The organism is Microbispora catharanthi (assembly GCF_006334915.2).
Classification (GTDB): Bacteria; Actinomycetota; Actinomycetes; order Streptosporangiales; family Streptosporangiaceae; genus Microbispora; species Microbispora catharanthi.
Genome location: NZ_VDMA02000002.1, coordinates 524,482 through 540,685, shown reverse-complemented (window position 1 = coordinate 540,685; position 16,204 = coordinate 524,482). Strand labels below are relative to the sequence as shown.

Below are 16,204 nucleotides of genomic sequence, written 5' to 3'. Positions count from 1 at the left end.
TGGGCCCGGGCCAATCACGTGGAGAAAACGCCTAGTCCAATGGAGCCCTGGTCGCCATGCCTCGTGAGCACACCCGGACGTACTTCCTCGGCAAACTGGCCCGGGAGCTTGAGCTGCGAGGGCTGGAGGCGTCCCTGCGCCCCGACCCGCCGTCGCTGAAGGTCCGCGACCCGGACGCGGCGCTGTTCACCGAGACCGTGGACTGCGTCGCGATGTCGGATGGCTGGTTCTACCGCTGGTCCTGGGGCGACGTGGTCGAGAGCGCGGAGGAGCCCGCTCTCGCGGCCGACCGCATCGTGAAGGTCTTCACCACCGGCGAGCCCCGGCCGCACCCTGCCCTCGGCGACGCCTGACCTGGGCTCTCGGCGACGTCTGACCGGTTCGGGCCCGTCACAGCCGGATCGCGTCACAGCCGGATCCACTCCGTCGCCGTGGTGACCTCGTCCAGGACGTCCGGGACGGGGGTCACGCCCAGCCCCGGGCCGTCCGGCACGTCGAGGTGCCCGCCGTCCAGCTCGAACGGCGGGGTCACGTCGGTGTGGAAGTAGCGCCGGGAGGCGGAGGTGTCGCCCGGGAGCGTGAAGCCGGGCAGCGCGGCCAACGCGACGTTGGCCGCCCGCCCGATCCCGGTCTCCAGCATGCCGCCGCACCACACCGCGACGCCGTGGGCGCGGCACAGGTCGTGGATGCGCCGGGCCTCCAGGTATCCGCCCACCCGCCCCGGCTTGATGTTGATCACCGAGCACGCGCCGAGGCTGATGGCCGCCGCCGCGTGGGCGGCCGACTCGATCGACTCGTCCAGGCAGATCGGCGTGCGGATCGACCGGGCGAGCCGGGCGTGCTGCACGAGGTCGTCGTCGGCCAGCGGCTGCTCGATCAGTAGGAGATCGAAGTCGTCCAGCCGGGACAGGTGACGGGCGTCCGCGAGGGTGTAGGCCGCGTTGGCGTCCACCTGGAGCAGCAGGTCCTCCCCGAAGCGCTCGCGGACCGCGCGGACCGGCGTCACGTCCCACCCCGGCCCGATCTTCAGCTTGACCCGTACGTACCCCTCCTCGACGTACGCCCCGACCATGTCGAGCAGTTCGGCCACCGAGCCCATGATCCCGACCGAGACGCCGCAGGGGACGCGGTCGCGGGTGGCGCCGAGGTAGCGGGCGAAGGACTCGCCGGTGATCCGGAGCGACGCGTCGAGCGCCGCGGCCTCCAGCGCCGCCTTGGCCATCCTGTGGCCCTTGAACGGCGCGAGGGCGGGACCGACGGCCTGGGGGTCCAGCTCGCGGGGCAGCGCGGGGATCAGGAAGCGCCGCAGCACGTCGGCCGCCGCGTCCACGTACTCGGAGGAGTACAGCGGCTCGGACATCGCCACGCACTCGCCCCAGCCCTCGGCCCGCGGCGTCACCACCCGCACCAGCAGGACGTCGCGGCTGGTTTCGGTGCCGAACGACGTCCGGAACGGCGCGACGAGCGGCATCGCGATCCGGCGCAGTTCGATTCCAGTGATCTCCATGAGGTGCCCGGGCTCCAGGGGAAGGACGGTGTGCGCCGACCACTATACGGACGCCGTTCCGCGGTCCTCAGACCACCAGCCCGAGCAGGAGCACGCAGCAGAACGACACCACCGAGATGATCGACTCCATCACCGACCAGCTCCTGATCGTCTCGCCGACGGACATCCCGAGGTACTCCTTGACCAGCCAGAACCCGGCGTCGTTCACGTGGGAGAAGAACAGCGACCCGGCGCCGATGGCGAGCACGAGCAGGGCGACGTGGGCGGGGGAGAGCCCGGCCGCCAGCGGCGCGGCGATCCCGGCGGCGGAGATCGTGGCGACCGTGGCGGAACCGGTGGCCAGCCGGATCCCGACGGCGATCAGCCAGCCGAGCACGAGCACGGGCACGTGGGCTCCCTGCGCGGCCTCGCCGATGACCTTCCCGACGCCCGAGTCGATCAGGGTCTGCTTGAATCCCCCGCCCGCGCCCACGATGAGCAGGATCCCGGCGATCGGCGGCAGCGAGTCGGCGATCGCCGAGGAGATCCGGGCCCGGCCGAAGCCCGCGGCGCGGCCCAGCGTGAACATCGCCACGATCACGCCGATCAGCAGGGCGATCAGGGGAGTGCCGAGGACCTCGAACACGGTGCGCACCGCGTGGCCCTCCGGCAGGACGATCTCCGCGACGGCCCGGCCCAGCATCAGCACGACAGGAAGCAGGATCGTGGCCACCGTGACGCCGAACCCCGGCCGGGGGCGGTCGGCGTCCCCCGGCACCGTGTTCTCAGACTCCTGGGTCTGCTCGCGTCCGAGGCGCTCGGGCGGCGCCGGCCGCACCCACCGGGCGGCGAACCTGGCGAACAGCGGGCCGGACACGACCACGGTCGGGATCGCCACCAGCAGGCCCAGCCCGAGCGTGAGCCCGAGGTCCGCCTTGAGCGTGTCGATCGCGACCAGCGGCCCGGGATGCGGGGGCACCAGGCCGTGCAGGACGGACAGGCCCGCCAGAGCGGGGATCGCGATCAGCAGCAGCGGACGGCCACTGCGCCGGGCCACCAGCAGGATGACGGGAATCAGCAGGACCAGCCCGATCTCGAAGAACATCGGCAGTCCGATGAGCACCGCGATGAGCGTCATCGCCCACGGCAGGGCGCGGTCGCCGCTGCGACGCAGGATGCCGTCCACGATCTCCTCGGCCCCGCCCGAGTCGGCCAGCAGCTTGCCCAGCATGGCCCCGAGGGCGATGAGCACACCGACGCCGGCCACGGTCGAGCCGAGTCCGGCGGAGAAGCTGTCGATCAGCTTCTCGGGGGCCATGCCGGCCACCAGGCCGAGCACACCCGAGCCGAGCGCGAGGGCGAGGAACGGGTGGGTCCGCAGCTTCGTGATCAGCAGCACGATGACCGCGATGCCGGCCAGGGCGGCCACGATGAGGCGGGTGTCGTCGCCGCTCCACGCGGCCGTGCTCGCGAGGGGGGTCACGAGGGGGGTCATCCGGGGCTCCTCCGACGGTCCGTGCGGTAGCCGCTGCCCCACAGGAGCCCTCCGAATCACGAGAACCGGCTCACGCGTCCCCGAATCATGCGATCCGGATCGGGTGGTTCGGCTCACGCCGCACGGATCACACGGCCCCGGCTCGATCGGACCGGAGGCGCCGGGACGAGGCCGGCCGTCCGCTGCGGGACGCCGGCCGTCCTGGCGTGTGTCACGTCACCAGCCGCGGGCCTTCCACTCGGGCAGGTGCGGCCGCTCGGCGCCGAGCGTGGTGTCCCTGCCGTGGCCGGGGTAGACCCACGTCTCGTCGGAAAGACGATCGAAGATCCGTTCCACCACGTCCGTGAACAGCTGCTCGAACCGCGCCGGGTCCTTCTGGGTGTTGCCGACGCCGCCGGGGAACAGGGAGTCGCCGGTGAACAGGTGGCGGTCCTGATAGAGCAGCGCGATCGAGCCGGGGGTGTGGCCGCGCAGGTGGATGACGTCCAGCGTCACCACGCCGACCGTCACCCGGTCGCCGTGCCCGACCTCCCGGGTGATCTTCACCGGCAGCTCGGGGGCGTCGAGGGGGTGGGCGACGGTCTGCGCGCCGGTGGCGCGGGCGACTTCCTTCAGGGCCCCCCAGTGGTCGCGGTGCCGGTGGGTGGTCACGATCGAGCTGATCGGCATGTCGCCGATGAGGTCGAGGAGCCGGTCGGGCTCGGCCGCCGCGTCGATCAACAGCCCGTCGCCGGTCTCCGTGCACCGGAGCAGGTAGGCGTTGTTGCCGAAGTCGCCGACCTCGATCTTCGAGATCGTCAGCCCGGGGACCTCGCGTACCTCGGCGGGTCCGCCCTTGGTGACGTTTCCGGTATAGGTCATGATCGTTCCTCTCTGGTTCCCGGCGGCGGCCAGGACGACGGTGGCTCGGCGGGCAGCCCCGCCGGGGACGGCTTCGGCCAGGGCGGCGGGGACGGCGGCCTCCCGGCCTGCTGGAGGTGCCCCTGAGGTGAAGCGAGTCGCAGGCCCGTGCCGTCGGTCCTGCCCGTGAGCCAGGCGAGCAGCTCGCGCGGCGTGCCCTCCACGGCCGGGCCGTCGCCGAGGCCGGTCCACGTCCTCAGGACATCGCCGGTGCCCGGGTCGAGGGCGACGACCTCGCCCACCGGGCTCTCGTCGCCGAGCCAGAGCATCGTGTCGTACAGCTCTCGCCTCACGTACGTCTCGGGCCAGTCGGCCCATCCGTAGCCTGCCCCGAGGTCGGCGTGGTGCACCTCGACCTCCCTGAGCCGGCGGATCGGGACGTACCAGGCGGGGTGGTCGGGCGGGTTCATCCCCGAGACCGGCGCGGTCCACGCCTCTGCGGGCATCTGCCCGACCGCCGCGGCGAACCGCTCCGCGCTGTCGCGCAGGTCGGCGAGCTGTTCACCGGCCGGGCGGCCGGCGCCCGCCTCGATGCCGGCCTCGCGGGCCCGCGCCGACGCGTACTGCGGGGTGCGCACCCCCGTGCGTGCCCAGGCCAGCAGGTTGACGTAGCTGTCGGCGTTGCGGGCGATATGCGCGAGCACGTGTCCCCTCGTCCACCCGGGCAGCAGGGACGGCGCGCGGAGATCCTCGTCGGTGAGGCGGGCGGCGGTCGCCAGCAGGCGCTCGGTCGCCTCGGTCAGCTCCCGCTCGATCTCGTCGATAACGGACATGGACAGAATCATGGACCCTGGACTCCCCGGCCGCCGTCCCCGTAACCGCGAGGGAAGAGGACGGCGCCCCCGGCGGTTGTATGAGCAGGGGTTTCGCGCGGATGCCGGGCGCGGGTTTGACGAAGCTCATACTCTGGTTCACGGAGCGTGTCCCACGAAAGCACGCGGGGCCGCCCCCTCCGGCCGCCGGACGATGCCCCCCCCGAAATTGTCGGTGGCTCTGGATAGCCTGCCCGTGCACCTCCATTCACCTCATCGACCTATCGGGACCACCGTGGCTGACCGCCTGATCGTGCGTGGCGCACGCGAACACAACCTGAAGGACGTCTCGCTCGACCTCCCGCGAGACGCTCTGATCGTCTTCACCGGGCTCTCGGGCTCCGGCAAGTCCAGCCTGGCCTTCGACACGATCTTCGCCGAGGGACAGCGGCGATACGTGGAGTCCCTGTCCGCGTACGCCCGGCAGTTCCTGGGTCAGATGGACAAGCCCGACGTGGACTTCATCGAGGGCCTTTCCCCGGCCGTCTCCATCGACCAGAAGTCCACCAGCCGCAACCCCCGTTCGACCGTCGGCACGATCACCGAGGTCTACGACTACCTGCGTCTGCTCTGGGCGCGCATCGGCAAGCCGCACTGCCCGCAGTGCGAGCGCCCGATCGCCCGCCAGACACCGCAGCAGATCGTGGACCGTGTGCTCGAACTGGAGGAGGGCACCCGGTTCCAGGTCCTCGCCCCGATCATCCGCGGCCGCAAGGGCGAGTACGCCGAGCTGTTCCGCGAGCTGCAGACCAAGGGCTACGCCCGCGCCCGCGTGGACGGCACGATCGTGCGACTGGAGGAGCCGCCCACCCTCAAGAAGTACGAGAAGCACGACATCGAGGTGATCGTCGACCGGCTGTCGGTGAAGGAGAGCGCGCGGCGCAGGCTCACCGACTCGGTGGAGACGGCGCTGCAGCTGTCCGGCGGCACGATCACGCTCGACTTCGTCGACCTTCCCGACGACGACCCCAACCGTGAGCGCTTCTACTCCGAGCACCTCTACTGCCCCTACGACGACCTGTCGTTCGAGGAGCTGGAGCCCCGGTCGTTCTCGTTCAACTCGCCCTTCGGCGCCTGCCCCGAGTGCACCGGCCTCGGCACCCGCATGGAGGTCGACCCCGACCTCCTTGTGCCCGACCCCGAGCGCACGCTGGGCGACGGTGCGGTCAGCCCGTGGGCGAACGGCCACACCAGCGACTACTTCGTGCGGCTGCTTGAGGCGCTGGGCAACGCGCTCGGCTTCGACCTCGACACCCCCTGGGAGCGGCTGCCGAAGAAGGCGCAGAAGGCGATCCTGCACGGCCACGACGAGCAGGTCCACATCCGCTACAGCAACCGGTATGGCAGGCAGCGGTCCTACTACACCGAGTTCGAGGGCGTGATCCCCTGGGTCCAGCGCCGGCACGCCGAGTCGGAGAGCGACGCCAGCAGGGAGCGGTTCGAGGGCTTCATGCGCGAGGTGCCCTGCCCGGCCTGCAAGGGCCGCCGCCTCAAGCCGGTCTCGCTGGCCGTGACCGTGGGTGAGGCCTCGATCGCCGAGGTCTCGGGCATGTCGATCGCCGACTGCGCCAAGTTCCTGTCCGGCCTGCGGCTGTCCGAGCGGGACATGCACATCGCCGAGCGGGTGGTCAAGGAGATCAACGCCCGGCTGGGCTTCCTGCTCGACGTCGGCCTCGACTACCTCACCCTCGACCGCGCCGCCGGCACGCTGGCGGGCGGCGAGGCGCAGCGGATCCGGCTGGCCACCCAGATCGGCTCCGGCCTGGTCGGCGTGCTGTACGTGCTGGACGAGCCGTCCATCGGCCTGCACCAGCGGGACAACCAGCGCCTGCTGGAGACACTGATCCGGCTGCGCGACATGGGCAACACGCTGATCGTGGTCGAGCACGACGAGGACACGATCGCCGCCGCCGACTGGGTGGTCGACATCGGCCCCGGCGCGGGCGAGCACGGCGGCCAGGTCGTCGTGTCCGGCACCGTGCAGGACCTGCTCGCCAGCGAGGAGTCGCTGACCGGCGCCTACCTGTCGGGACGCAAGGCGATCACCGCGCCGGAGATCCGGCGTCCGCGGGACAAGAAGCGGCAGCTCGTCGTGAAGGGCGCCCGTGAGCACAACCTGAAGGGGGTGGACGTCGAGTTCCCGCTCGGCGTCTTCACGGCGGTCACCGGCGTCTCGGGGTCCGGCAAGTCGACGCTGGTCAACGACATCCTGTACGCCGCGCTGGCCAAGGAGCTGAACGGCGCGAAGACCGTGCCAGGACGGCACTCCCGAGTCGTCGGCACCGACCTGGTGGACAAGGTCGTCCACGTCGACCAGTCGCCGATCGGCCGTACGCCGAGGTCCAACCCGGCGACGTACACGGGCGTCTTCGACCATGTGCGCAAGCTGTTCGCGGCCACGACCGAGGCGAAGGTCCGCGGTTACCTGCAGGGCCGGTTCAGCTTCAACGTCAAGGGCGGGCGCTGCGAGGCGTGCTCCGGCGACGGCACCATCAAGATCGAGATGAACTTCCTGCCGGACGTCTACGTCCCCTGTGAGGTCTGCCACGGCGCCCGATACAACCGGGAGACGCTGGAGGTCCACTACAAGGGCAAGACGATCTCCGAGGTCCTCGACATGCCGATCGAGGAGGCGCTGGAGTTCTTCGAGGCGATCCCCGCCATCCGCCGTCACCTGCAGACCCTCAACGACGTCGGTCTCGGTTACGTACGGCTGGGCCAGCCCGCGACCACCCTGTCCGGCGGCGAGGCGCAGCGGGTTAAGCTCGCCTCCGAGCTGCAGCGGCGCTCGACCGGCCGCACCGTGTACGTGCTGGACGAGCCCACCACCGGCCTGCACTTCGAGGACATCAGGCGGCTTCTCGGCGTGCTCAACCGGCTCGTGGACGCCGGCAACACGGTGATCGTGATCGAGCACAACCTCGACGTCATCAAGACCGCCGACTGGATCGTGGACATGGGGCCCGAGGGCGGGTCCGGAGGCGGCAGGGTCATCGTCGCCGGCACGCCCGAGGAGGTCGCCCGGGTCGAGGAGAGCCACACCGGCGCGTTCCTGCGCAAGATTTTGGGCGTATGAGTGTTCGTCTCATGATTTCTCCCTACTGTTCTGCTTCCGACCGCGTCACTGTGAACCGGCCACGGGGTGATGGCCGTACCTGAGGACACACAGGGTGACGCGTCGCGCAGGGGAAGGACCCGGGGCCGTGGACGTCCCGGGCCGCCGCATCAGGGAAGGATGAGCATGACGGATACGACACGCCGGGCCGTGATCTTCGGCGCCGGAGGCGCCGGGCTGGCGGTGGCGCTGAGCGCGTGCGGTGCCTCCGACGGGGACGACATGACGGCGTCGGCGGACCAGGGCGGGTCCCAGGACGGCCAGTCCCAGGCGGCACAGGGCGGAGGCGAGCTCGCGAAGACCTCCGACATCCCCGAGGGCGGCGGCAAGGTCTTCAAGGACCAGGACGTCGTCGTCACGCAGCCGGCGGCCGGCGAGTTCAAGGCGTTCAGCGCGAAGTGCACCCACCAGGGCTGCCCGGTCGCGAGCGTCTCGAACAACGAGATCGTCTGCCCGTGCCACGGCAGCAAGTTCAGCGCCAAGGACGGCTCCGTGACCAACGGCCCGGCGGCCAAGCCGCTGGCCGAGAAGAAGATCACGGTGAGCGGCGACAGCATCACCCTCGCCTGACGGGGGCCACCGGGTCCGGTGTTTCGGGCGGGCTCGGTGCCCGGTGGCCGCAGGCGGGCGAGCACTCCCTCGCCTGCGGGCGCCAGGAGACCTCGCCGCCCGTCATCGCGCGGAAGCGTGCGCGATGGCGGGCGGCCGCCCACGGCATCCCAAGCGATTGAACGTCACGCCGGCGGCCGGGCGAGTTTGGCGGCCACGGCGTCGAGGACCCAGTCCAGGCCGGTCGCGAAGGACGCCTCAGCGTCCACCTCCGTGCCGTCGTGCACGACCTTGGCCAGTGCCGGGAAGCGGCCCGTGGCCAGCATCCTCATCACATGCGGTCCGGAGGCGCGCTGCCAGTCGCGCTCGGACAGGCCCGTGGCGCGCTCGGCCCGCAGGTTCGCGATCTCGCGCCTGATCGCGCCGGTGAAGTAGGCGCTGACCGTCTCCACAGCGCGCATGACGGTCTCGAGGTCGGCGAGGCCGTCGAAGGCGGCCAGCGTGGCCTCAGTCACGGCGAGGGCGTTCGGGCCCAGGGCCGGACGGCCGCCGAGCAGGTCGGCCAGCCATTCGTGACGGAGAGCGGCCTGCCTGGTGCGGTGGGCGAGGATGCGTAGCACCTCCCGCCAGTCACCGGGCTGCTCCCCGGGGAGAATCTCGGCGTAGACCTCGTCCACCATGAGGTCGAACAGCTCCTCCTTGGTGGAGATGTATCCGTACAGCCGCATCGGGCCGACGTCCAGCCGGGCGGCGACCTTGCGCAACGACACCGCCTCCAGCCCGCCCTCGTCGGCCAGCGCGATGGCGGCGGCGACGATGCGCTCCCGGTCGAGCGGCACGGGGCGAGTCGGCGGCTCCGGCCGGTCCCACACAGTCATGCATGCATCGTACTGGTTGCGATACACCGTCTCAGAGCAATACAGTGTATAGATATGAGACATCGTATCGCCGTGATCGGGGGCGGCCCCGCCGGCCTTACCTTCGCCCGCGTCCTGCACCGCCACGATCACCCCGTCACCGTCCTCGAACGCGATCCCGCCCCCGACGCCCGTCCCCCGGGTGGCACGCTGGACCTGCACGAAAATCTGGGCCAGCTCGCGCTGGACAAGGCGGGGCTGCTGGCGGAGTTCCAGGCGCTGTCCCGCCCCGAGGGGCAGGCCATGCGCATCCTGGGCCCGGACGGGACCGTCCTCCGCGACTGGCAACCCCGTCCGGATGACCGGGCCAATCCGGAGATCGACCGCGGGCAACTCCGCGACCTGCTGCTCGGCCCCCTGGACGTTCAGTGGGGGCGGGGTGTGACGGAGGTGGTGCCGGGGACCGGGGATGGCGTGCTGGTCCGTTTCGCGGACGGGCGACAGGAGACGTTCGACCTTGTGGTCGGCGCGGACGGCGCCTGGTCCCGGGTCCGCCCGGCGGTCTCGTCCGCGACGCCGCACTACACCGGCGTCACCTCGGTCGAGACCTCCCTGGACGACGTCGACACCCGCTACCCCGACCTCGCCCGGTTGATCGGCGACGGTGCCATGGCTGTGTACGGCGTGAACCGCAATCTCGTCGCCCAGCGCAACAGCGGCGGCCACGTCAAGGTGTACGCCCAGTTCCGCGCGCCGCTGGACTGGCACACGAACCTGGACCGGCATATGGGCCTGAACCGGCGCGCGGGCCTGGACGCAGGTCTGGACCTGGCTGACGCCGAGGCCGTGCGATCAAGCCTGCTGGCTCTGTTCGACGGCTGGGCCGCTCCCGTCCTCGACCTCCTCCGCCACGGCACCGCTTTCGTCCACCGCCCCCTCTACGTCCTGCCCGCGCCCCACACCTGGACCCACGTCCCCGGGGTGACGCTGCTGGGCGACGCCGCCCACCTGATGCCCCCATTGGGGGTGGGTGCGAACCTCGCGATGCTGGAAGGCGCCGAACTCGCCGAGTCCGTCGCCGTCAGCCAGGGCCCTGGCGATCTGGACGAGGCCATCCGCGCTTTCGAGGAGCAGATGTGGGCACGGGCCGGCAGGTGGGCGAAGATCACGACGGCCGGTCTGGAACGCCTCGTGAGCCCGGACCCCACCGAAGCCCTCGCCTTCTTCGACGAAGTCCAGCCATCCTGACGGTCAAGCGCGAGAGCACCGGCGACCGGCCACGTCTCCATGGGGCAGGGCGGCACGGCGATCTACAGCGTAAAGGCCGGTTCGTGTCCCGCCGCCGCGAGGGCGACGGGAATGTCGGCGGGGCCCAGTAGTCTTTGGGTGTGGCGGATCCGGCAACTTATCGACCGGCGCCCGGATCGATTCCTGAGTCGCCAGGCGTCTACCGCTTCCGCGACCCGGGTGGCCGGGTGATCTACGTGGGCAAGGCGAAGAGCCTGCGGCAGCGGCTCAACTCGTACTTCGCGGACTTCGCCGGCCTGCACCCGCGGACGCAGACCATGCTGACGACCGCGGCGTCCGTGGACTGGACGGTGGTCGGCACCGAGGTCGAGGCGCTCCAGCTCGAATACTCCTGGATCAAGGAGTTCGACCCCCGGTTCAACGTCAAGTACCGCGACGACAAGTCGTACCCATACCTGGCCGTGACGATGGGGGAGGACTTCCCCCGGGTGCAGGTGATGCGCGGGGCCAAGCGGAAGGGCACCCGCTACTTCGGCCCCTACTCGCATGCCTGGGCCATCCGGGAGACCGTCGACCTGCTGCTGCGCGTCTTCCCCGTGCGGACGTGCTCGGCGGGGGTCTTCAAGCGGGCGGGCCAGATCGGGCGGCCCTGCCTGCTGGGATACATCGACAAGTGCTCCGCGCCCTGCGTCGGCCGGGTCACCCCCGATGAGCATCGCGCCCTCGCCGAGGACTTCTGCGACTTCATGGCCGGCAACACCGGCCGCTTCATCAAGCGGCTGGAGCGCGAGATGCGCGAGGCGGCGGCCGTGGAGGAGTACGAGCGGGCCGCGCGGCTGCGCGACGACATCCAGGCGCTGCAACGGGCCCTCGAGAAGCAGACGGTCGTGCTCGGCGACGACACCGACTGCGACGTGATCGCCCTCGCCGAGGACCCGCTCGAGGCGGCGGTCCAGGTCTTCTACGTGCGCGGCGGCAGGATCCGCGGGCAGCGCGGCTGGGTGGTCGACAAGGTCGAGGAGGCCGGCCCCGGCGAGCTGGTGGAGCAGTTCCTGCTCCAGATGTACGGCGAGGCGACGATTCCCCGCGAGATCCTGGTGCCGGCGCGGCCCCCGGACGAGGCCGCACTGATCGAGCTGCTGAGCGAGCAGCGGGGTTCCCGTGTCGACCTGCGCGTTCCCCAGCGCGGCGACAAGAAGAGCCTCATGGAGACCGTGGAGCGCAACGCCAAGGAGTCGCTCGCCCAGCACAAGCTGCGCCGCGCGAGCGACCTGACCACGCGCAGCCGGGCCCTGCAGGAGATCGCGGACGCCCTCGACCTCGACCAGGCGCCGCTGCGGATCGAGTGCTACGACGTGTCGCACATCCAGGGCGAGAACGTCGTGGCCTCGATGGTGGTCTTCGAGGACGGCCTGGCCCGCAAGAGCGAGTACCGCCGTTTCTCCATCAGGACCGCGGAAGGCGACGTCGCCTCGATATACGAGGTCATCTGCCGGCGGTTCAAGCGTTATCTGGAGGAGCGGGCGGCGACGGGCGAGCTGGACGCGGAGACGGAGGACGCGGCGGCGCACGACGGGGCGGCGCACGACGGGGCAGGGTACGACGCGGACGGGTACGGAGCGGCCGAGCGCGGCGGCGCCGCGACGCCGATCGACCCGGAGACCGGCCGTCCTCGCAAGTTCGCCTACCCGCCCAACCTCGTGGTGGTGGACGGCGGCCCGGCGCAGGCGGCGGCGGCCCAGCGCGCCCTGGACGAGCTCGGGATCGACGACATCGCGGTGTGCGGGCTGGCCAAGCGGCTGGAGGAGGTCTGGCTGCCCGGCGACGACCAGCCGGTGATCCTGCCGCGCAGCAGCGAGGGCCTCTATCTGTTACAGCGCGTCCGCGACGAAGCGCACAGGTTCGCCATCACCTACCATCGGACGAAGAGGTCGAAATCGCTCAAGGAGAGCGCGCTCGACCACGTGCCGGGCCTGGGCCCGGCACGCCGTCAGGCCCTGCTGCGGCACTTCGGCTCGGTGAAGCGGCTGCGGGAGGCGAGCGCGGAGGAGATCCGCGAGGTCCCCGGCATCGGCCGTGCGACCGCCGAGGCCATCGTCGCGGCGCTGCGCGGTGAGAGCCCGTCCCCGGCGGGGCAGGGGTCGTGAGGTGCTCGCGCGAGCACCTCGGCATGTCCCGTCCCGGCCGGGGCAGCAGGCAGGGGCAGCGGGGAGGGCGCCGTCGGGGTCGCCCGGCGTGGCGGTGGCGCGATCAGGTGAAGAGGTGTCATGCTCCGGCACCAGAGGTCCCTCCCGTGGGGAGGGGGCCCGGTCCCCTGCGGGCGGGCCAGGCCATCCCGGCGTGGGCGGACGGTGGACGGGGCTGACGTTGGGCGAGCTGACATGGGCGGCAAGGCGGTGAGCGGGCGATGAGCACGACTGAGCCGGCATTCGTGGTGATCACCGGAATGTCGGGGGCGGGGCGCAGCACCGCCGCGAAGGCTCTGGAGGACCTCGGCTGGTTCGTGATCGACAATCTGCCGCCGGGGCTGCTGTCCTCGCTCGCCGAGGAGGCGGGCCGGGTGAACATGGCGACCGACCGCGTCGCGGCCGTGGTCGACGTGCGCAGCCTCGCCTTCACCACCGACCTGAACGCGGCGATCGAGGAACTCGACGGGCGCGGCGTCGGCGTCCGAGTGGTGTTCCTGGAGGCGAGCGACGAGGAGCTGGTCCGCAGGTTCGAGAACGTCCGGCGTCCCCACCCTCTCCAGGGTGACGGGCGGCTCGTCGACGGGATCGATCGCGAGCGCGGCATCCTGCGCGAGGTCCGCGCCAACGCCGACCTCGTCATCGACACGTCCCTGCTGAACGTCCACGAGCTCCGGAAGAAGATCGTGTCGTTCTTCGGCGGCGAGGACCGCCCGGGGCTGAAGGTCAACGTGGTGTCCTTCGGCTACAAGTACGGCCTGCCGGTCGACGCCGACCTCGTCGTGGACTGCCGGTTCCTGCCCAACCCCCACTGGGTGCCGGAACTGCGGCCCATGAACGGGCTCGACGCCCCCGTGCGCGACTACGTGCTCAGCCAGCCCGGGGCCAAGGAGTTCCTCGACGGCTACGAGGAGGTCTTCGGCGTCGTGGCCGCCGGATACACGCGCGAGGGCAAGGGCTACGCGACCCTCGCCGTGGGCTGCACCGGAGGCAAGCACCGCAGCGTCGCGATGGCCGAGCAGCTCGGCGCCCGCCTGCGCGAGCGCGGCATGGACGTCCAGGTCAGCCACCGGGACACGGGCCGCGAGTGACGGCCCCCGCCCGGTCCGCCGGCGGGCCCGCGGGCGGAACCTCGTACGGCGAGCCCCGGCAGGCGCCGGGGCCGGGCCGATCGGCACGACATGAGCGCCACGGCTCCGCAGAGCGGTGCTCGTGGCGAGGCGAGGAGGACGATGAAGGACCCCGCCCCGGAAAAACCCGCGGACCCCTCCGTCCCCGATCATCCCCGGAAGTCCCCCACCCCCGGCAGACCGATGCTTTCCCCGCACCCCGCCACCGCCGCGAGCGGTCCCAAGGTCGTCGCGCTCGGCGGCGGCCACGGCCTGTACGCCTCCCTGTCGGCCCTCAGGACCGTCACGGACGACCTGACGGCCGTGGTGACGGTGGCCGACGACGGCGGCTCCAGTGGGCGTCTCAGGCGCGAGCTGGGGGTTCTCCCGCCCGGTGACCTGCGGATGGCGCTCGCGGCCCTGTGCGGCGACGACGAGTGGGGCCAGACCTGGAGCGAAGTCGTCCAGCACCGTTTCAGAAGCGAGGGCGAACTGCACGGCCACGCCGTCGGCAACCTCCTCATCGTCGCGCTCTGGGAGCTGCTGGAAGATCCCGTCGTGGGCCTGGAATGGGTGGGCCGGCTGCTCGGCGCGCACGGCCGGGTGCTGCCCATGGCCTCCGTGCCGCTCGACATCCAGGCGGAGGTCGAGCTGGACGGGACGGTCACGACGGTGCGCGGGCAGGTCGCCTGCGCGCTGACGCCCGGGCGGGTGCGCTCCATCTCGCTGGTGCCGTCCGACCCGCCCGCCTGCCCCCAGGCGATCGAGGCGATCGAGGCGGCCGACTGGGTGGTGTTCGGGCCGGGCTCCTGGTTCACCAGCGTGCTGCCGCACCTGAAGGTGCCCGGACTCGCCCGGGCGCTGCACGAGACGAGCGCGAGGCGGCTGGTGATCCTCAACCTCGCGCCGCAGGCGGGGGAGACCGACGGCTTCTCGCCGGAACGGCACCTGGAGGTGCTCGGTGAGCACGCCCCCGCACTGGTCGTCGACGCGGTCATCGCCGACGGCGGTGTGGTCGCCGACCCGAGGGCGCTGGAGAAGGCGGCCTGGTCGATGGGCGGCCGGGTCGTTTTGGCCGATGTGGCCGCCTCTGACGGATCTGCACGGCACGACGGACCACGTCTTGCCGCTGTCCTGGATGAGATTTTCCGTGAGAAGCGGTGATTGCGTGTCCGCCAGGTGCGAGAGACTGACGGGCAGAGTCTGTCTGGGGGAGGACACGAGCTGATGGCCATGACGGGTGTGGTGAAAGACGAGCTGAGCCGCCTTCCGGTGCTCAAGCCCTGCTGCCGCAAGGCGGAGGTCTCGACGCTGCTGCGGTTCGCCAGCGGGCTGCACCTGGTGGGCGGGCGCATCGTGATCGAGGCCGAGCTCGACACCAACGCCACCGCCCGCAGGCTGATCAAGGACATCGGCGAGGTCTTCGGCCACAAGGCCGAGGTGCTGGTCCTGGCCCCCGCGGGGCTGCGCAAGGGCTCGCGCTACGTCGTGCGCGTCTACAAGGACGGCGAGGCGCTGGCCCGGCAGACCGGCCTGATCGACAACCACGGGCGTCCCGTGCGCGGGCTGCCACGGCAGGTCGTCTCCGGGGCCACCTGCGACGCCGAGGCGGCCTGGCGGGGCGCGTTCCTCGCGCACGGCTCGCTGACCGAGCCCGGCCGGTCGATGTCGCTGGAGGTGACCTGCCCCGGGCCGGAGGCGGCGCTGGCCCTGGTCGGCTCGGCCCGGCGGCTCAAGATCCACGCCAAGGCGCGCGAGGTGCGCGGCGTCGATCGCGTGGTCGTGCGCGACGGCGACGCGATCAGCGCGCTGCTGACCCGGCTAGGCGCCCACGACAGCGTGCTGGCCTGGGAGGAGCGGCGGATGCGCCGCGAGGTGCGGGCCACCGCCAACCGCCTGGCCAACTTCGACGACGCCAACCTGCGCAGGTCGGCCAGGGCGGCCGTCGCCGCCGGCGCGAGGGTGCAGCGGGCACTGGAGATCCTCGGCGACGACGCCCCCGAGCACCTGGTGATCGCCGGCCGGCTGCGGGTCGAGCACAAGCAGGCGTCCCTGGAGGAGCTCGGCCAGATCGCCGACCCGCCGCTGACCAAGGACGCCATCGCCGGGCGCATCCGGCGGCTGCTCGCGATGGCCGACAAGCGCGCCCAGGATCTCGGCATCGCCAACACCGAGGCCAACCTCACCGCGGACATGCTCGTGCAGTAGCGACGCCTTCCCGGCTCCGTCCCGGCCCGGCGCACCGGGTGCGGCGTGCGCGCCGCGCCACCTTTCAGCCGCCCGAGGACGCGGCGGCGGGCGCCTGGGCGAGGGCCCGGTGGACCGGGTGTGGCGGGGTCGCCGTCGTGCGGGAAGGGCCCGCTCACCGGCTCGTCCGGCCTGACACGCCGTCAAAGCACGGCCCGGTGGTCTACACCAATTTGGGTCCGATAAGGTCTGTCATTGAG

General features: G+C 71.5%; 13 protein-coding genes. 8 read left to right on the top strand and 5 right to left on the bottom strand.

All coding sequences use genetic code 11. The features are described 5' to 3' along the window. Nucleotides 1–56 precede the first annotated feature (56 nt). Entirely contained in the window at nucleotides 57–353 is a 297-nt protein-coding gene (locus FH610_RS05640; protein ID WP_030507339.1) for a hypothetical protein, read from the top strand. 53 nt (nucleotides 354–406) lie between these two features. Here the strand turns inward: FH610_RS05640 and menC are convergent, their stop codons facing one another. The 4 genes from menC to FH610_RS05620 form a co-directional block, all read right to left on the bottom strand. Beyond that, complete coding sequence (gene menC / locus FH610_RS05635; protein WP_139573165.1) at nucleotides 407–1,507, bottom strand: o-succinylbenzoate synthase; 1,101 nt, start codon at nucleotides 1,505–1,507, stop codon at nucleotides 407–409. A gap of 67 nt (nucleotides 1,508–1,574) precedes the next feature. Then, nucleotides 1,575–2,981, bottom strand: a complete 1,407-nt coding sequence (locus tag FH610_RS05630; protein ID WP_139573164.1) for a GntT/GntP/DsdX family permease — start codon at nucleotides 2,979–2,981, stop codon at nucleotides 1,575–1,577. A gap of 216 nt (nucleotides 2,982–3,197) precedes the next feature. After that, on the bottom strand, nucleotides 3,198–3,842 hold the full coding sequence (locus FH610_RS05625; RefSeq protein ID WP_139573163.1) for an MBL fold metallo-hydrolase: 645 nt from the start codon (nucleotides 3,840–3,842) through the stop codon (nucleotides 3,198–3,200). Further along, on the bottom strand, nucleotides 3,839–4,654 hold the full coding sequence (locus FH610_RS05620) for a maleylpyruvate isomerase family mycothiol-dependent enzyme (protein WP_139573162.1): 816 nt from the start codon (nucleotides 4,652–4,654) through the stop codon (nucleotides 3,839–3,841). Before FH610_RS05620 ends, FH610_RS05625 begins: the two co-directional genes overlap by 4 nt. Before the next feature lie 274 nt (nucleotides 4,655–4,928). Here FH610_RS05620 and uvrA point away from each other — a divergent pair, with 274 nt between their 5' ends. Both uvrA and FH610_RS05610 read left to right on the top strand, forming a co-directional pair. Then, nucleotides 4,929–7,769 (top strand): excinuclease ABC subunit UvrA, encoded by a 2,841-nt coding sequence (gene uvrA, locus FH610_RS05615; RefSeq protein ID WP_139573161.1) that lies wholly within the window; start codon nucleotides 4,929–4,931, stop codon nucleotides 7,767–7,769. 165 nt (nucleotides 7,770–7,934) lie between these two features. Then, nucleotides 7,935–8,378: a Rieske (2Fe-2S) protein gene (locus FH610_RS05610; RefSeq protein WP_139573160.1), complete on the top strand. Its 444-nt coding sequence runs from the start codon at nucleotides 7,935–7,937 to the stop codon at nucleotides 8,376–8,378. A gap of 164 nt (nucleotides 8,379–8,542) precedes the next feature. On the opposite strand, the gene FH610_RS05605 is transcribed toward FH610_RS05610, so the two are convergent. Further along, nucleotides 8,543–9,235, bottom strand: a complete 693-nt coding sequence (locus FH610_RS05605) for a TetR/AcrR family transcriptional regulator (protein ID WP_139573159.1) — start codon at nucleotides 9,233–9,235, stop codon at nucleotides 8,543–8,545. A gap of 54 nt (nucleotides 9,236–9,289) precedes the next feature. On the opposite strand from FH610_RS05605, the gene FH610_RS05600 reads away from it, so the two are divergent. The 5 genes from FH610_RS05600 (at nucleotide 9,290) to whiA (ending at nucleotide 15,965) form a co-directional block, all read left to right on the top strand. Beyond that, a complete protein-coding gene (locus FH610_RS05600; protein ID WP_139573158.1) occupies nucleotides 9,290–10,462 on the top strand; it encodes an FAD-dependent oxidoreductase in 1,173 nt (390 codons plus the stop codon). Nucleotides 10,463–10,602: 140 nt separating this feature from the next. Then, entirely contained in the window at nucleotides 10,603–12,609 is a 2,007-nt protein-coding gene (gene uvrC / locus FH610_RS05595; RefSeq protein WP_139573157.1) for an excinuclease ABC subunit UvrC, read from the top strand. Nucleotides 12,610–12,869: 260 nt separating this feature from the next. Further along, complete coding sequence (rapZ, locus tag FH610_RS05590) at nucleotides 12,870–13,739, top strand: RNase adapter RapZ (RefSeq protein ID WP_079319418.1); 870 nt, start codon at nucleotides 12,870–12,872, stop codon at nucleotides 13,737–13,739. Between the two features lie 222 nt (nucleotides 13,740–13,961). Next, entirely contained in the window at nucleotides 13,962–14,921 is a 960-nt protein-coding gene (locus FH610_RS05585; RefSeq protein ID WP_139573252.1) for a gluconeogenesis factor YvcK family protein, read from the top strand. A 63-nt stretch (nucleotides 14,922–14,984) separates the two neighbouring features. Then, the gene (gene whiA / locus FH610_RS05580; protein ID WP_139573156.1) at nucleotides 14,985–15,965 is read left to right on the top strand and encodes a DNA-binding protein WhiA; all 981 of its coding nucleotides are present in this window, start codon (nucleotides 14,985–14,987) and stop codon (nucleotides 15,963–15,965) included. Nucleotides 15,966–16,204: the final 239 nt, after the last annotated feature.

Excerpts from the sequence above, each read along its gene's own strand:
- FH610_RS05585 (WP_139573252.1), top strand. The coding sequence starts at position 13,962 with ATGCTTTCCCCGCACCCCGCCACCGCCGCGAGCGGTCCCAAGGTCGTC.
- FH610_RS05605 (WP_139573159.1), bottom strand. The coding sequence starts at position 9,235 with ATGACTGTGTGGGACCGGCCGGAGCCGCCGACTCGCCCCGTGCCGCTC.
- menC (WP_139573165.1), bottom strand. The coding sequence starts at position 1,507 with ATGGAGATCACTGGAATCGAACTGCGCCGGATCGCGATGCCGCTCGTC.
- rapZ (WP_079319418.1), top strand. The coding sequence starts at position 12,870 with ATGAGCACGACTGAGCCGGCATTCGTGGTGATCACCGGAATGTCGGGG.
- FH610_RS05600 (WP_139573158.1), top strand. The coding sequence starts at position 9,290 with ATGAGACATCGTATCGCCGTGATCGGGGGCGGCCCCGCCGGCCTTACC.
- FH610_RS05610 (WP_139573160.1), top strand. The coding sequence starts at position 7,935 with ATGACGGATACGACACGCCGGGCCGTGATCTTCGGCGCCGGAGGCGCC.
- whiA (WP_139573156.1), top strand. The coding sequence starts at position 14,985 with ATGGCCATGACGGGTGTGGTGAAAGACGAGCTGAGCCGCCTTCCGGTG.
- FH610_RS05630 (WP_139573164.1), bottom strand. The coding sequence starts at position 2,981 with ATGACCCCCCTCGTGACCCCCCTCGCGAGCACGGCCGCGTGGAGCGGC.
- FH610_RS05640 (WP_030507339.1), top strand. The coding sequence starts at position 57 with ATGCCTCGTGAGCACACCCGGACGTACTTCCTCGGCAAACTGGCCCGG.
- FH610_RS05625 (WP_139573163.1), bottom strand. The coding sequence starts at position 3,842 with ATGACCTATACCGGAAACGTCACCAAGGGCGGACCCGCCGAGGTACGC.
- FH610_RS05620 (WP_139573162.1), bottom strand. The coding sequence starts at position 4,654 with ATGTCCGTTATCGACGAGATCGAGCGGGAGCTGACCGAGGCGACCGAG.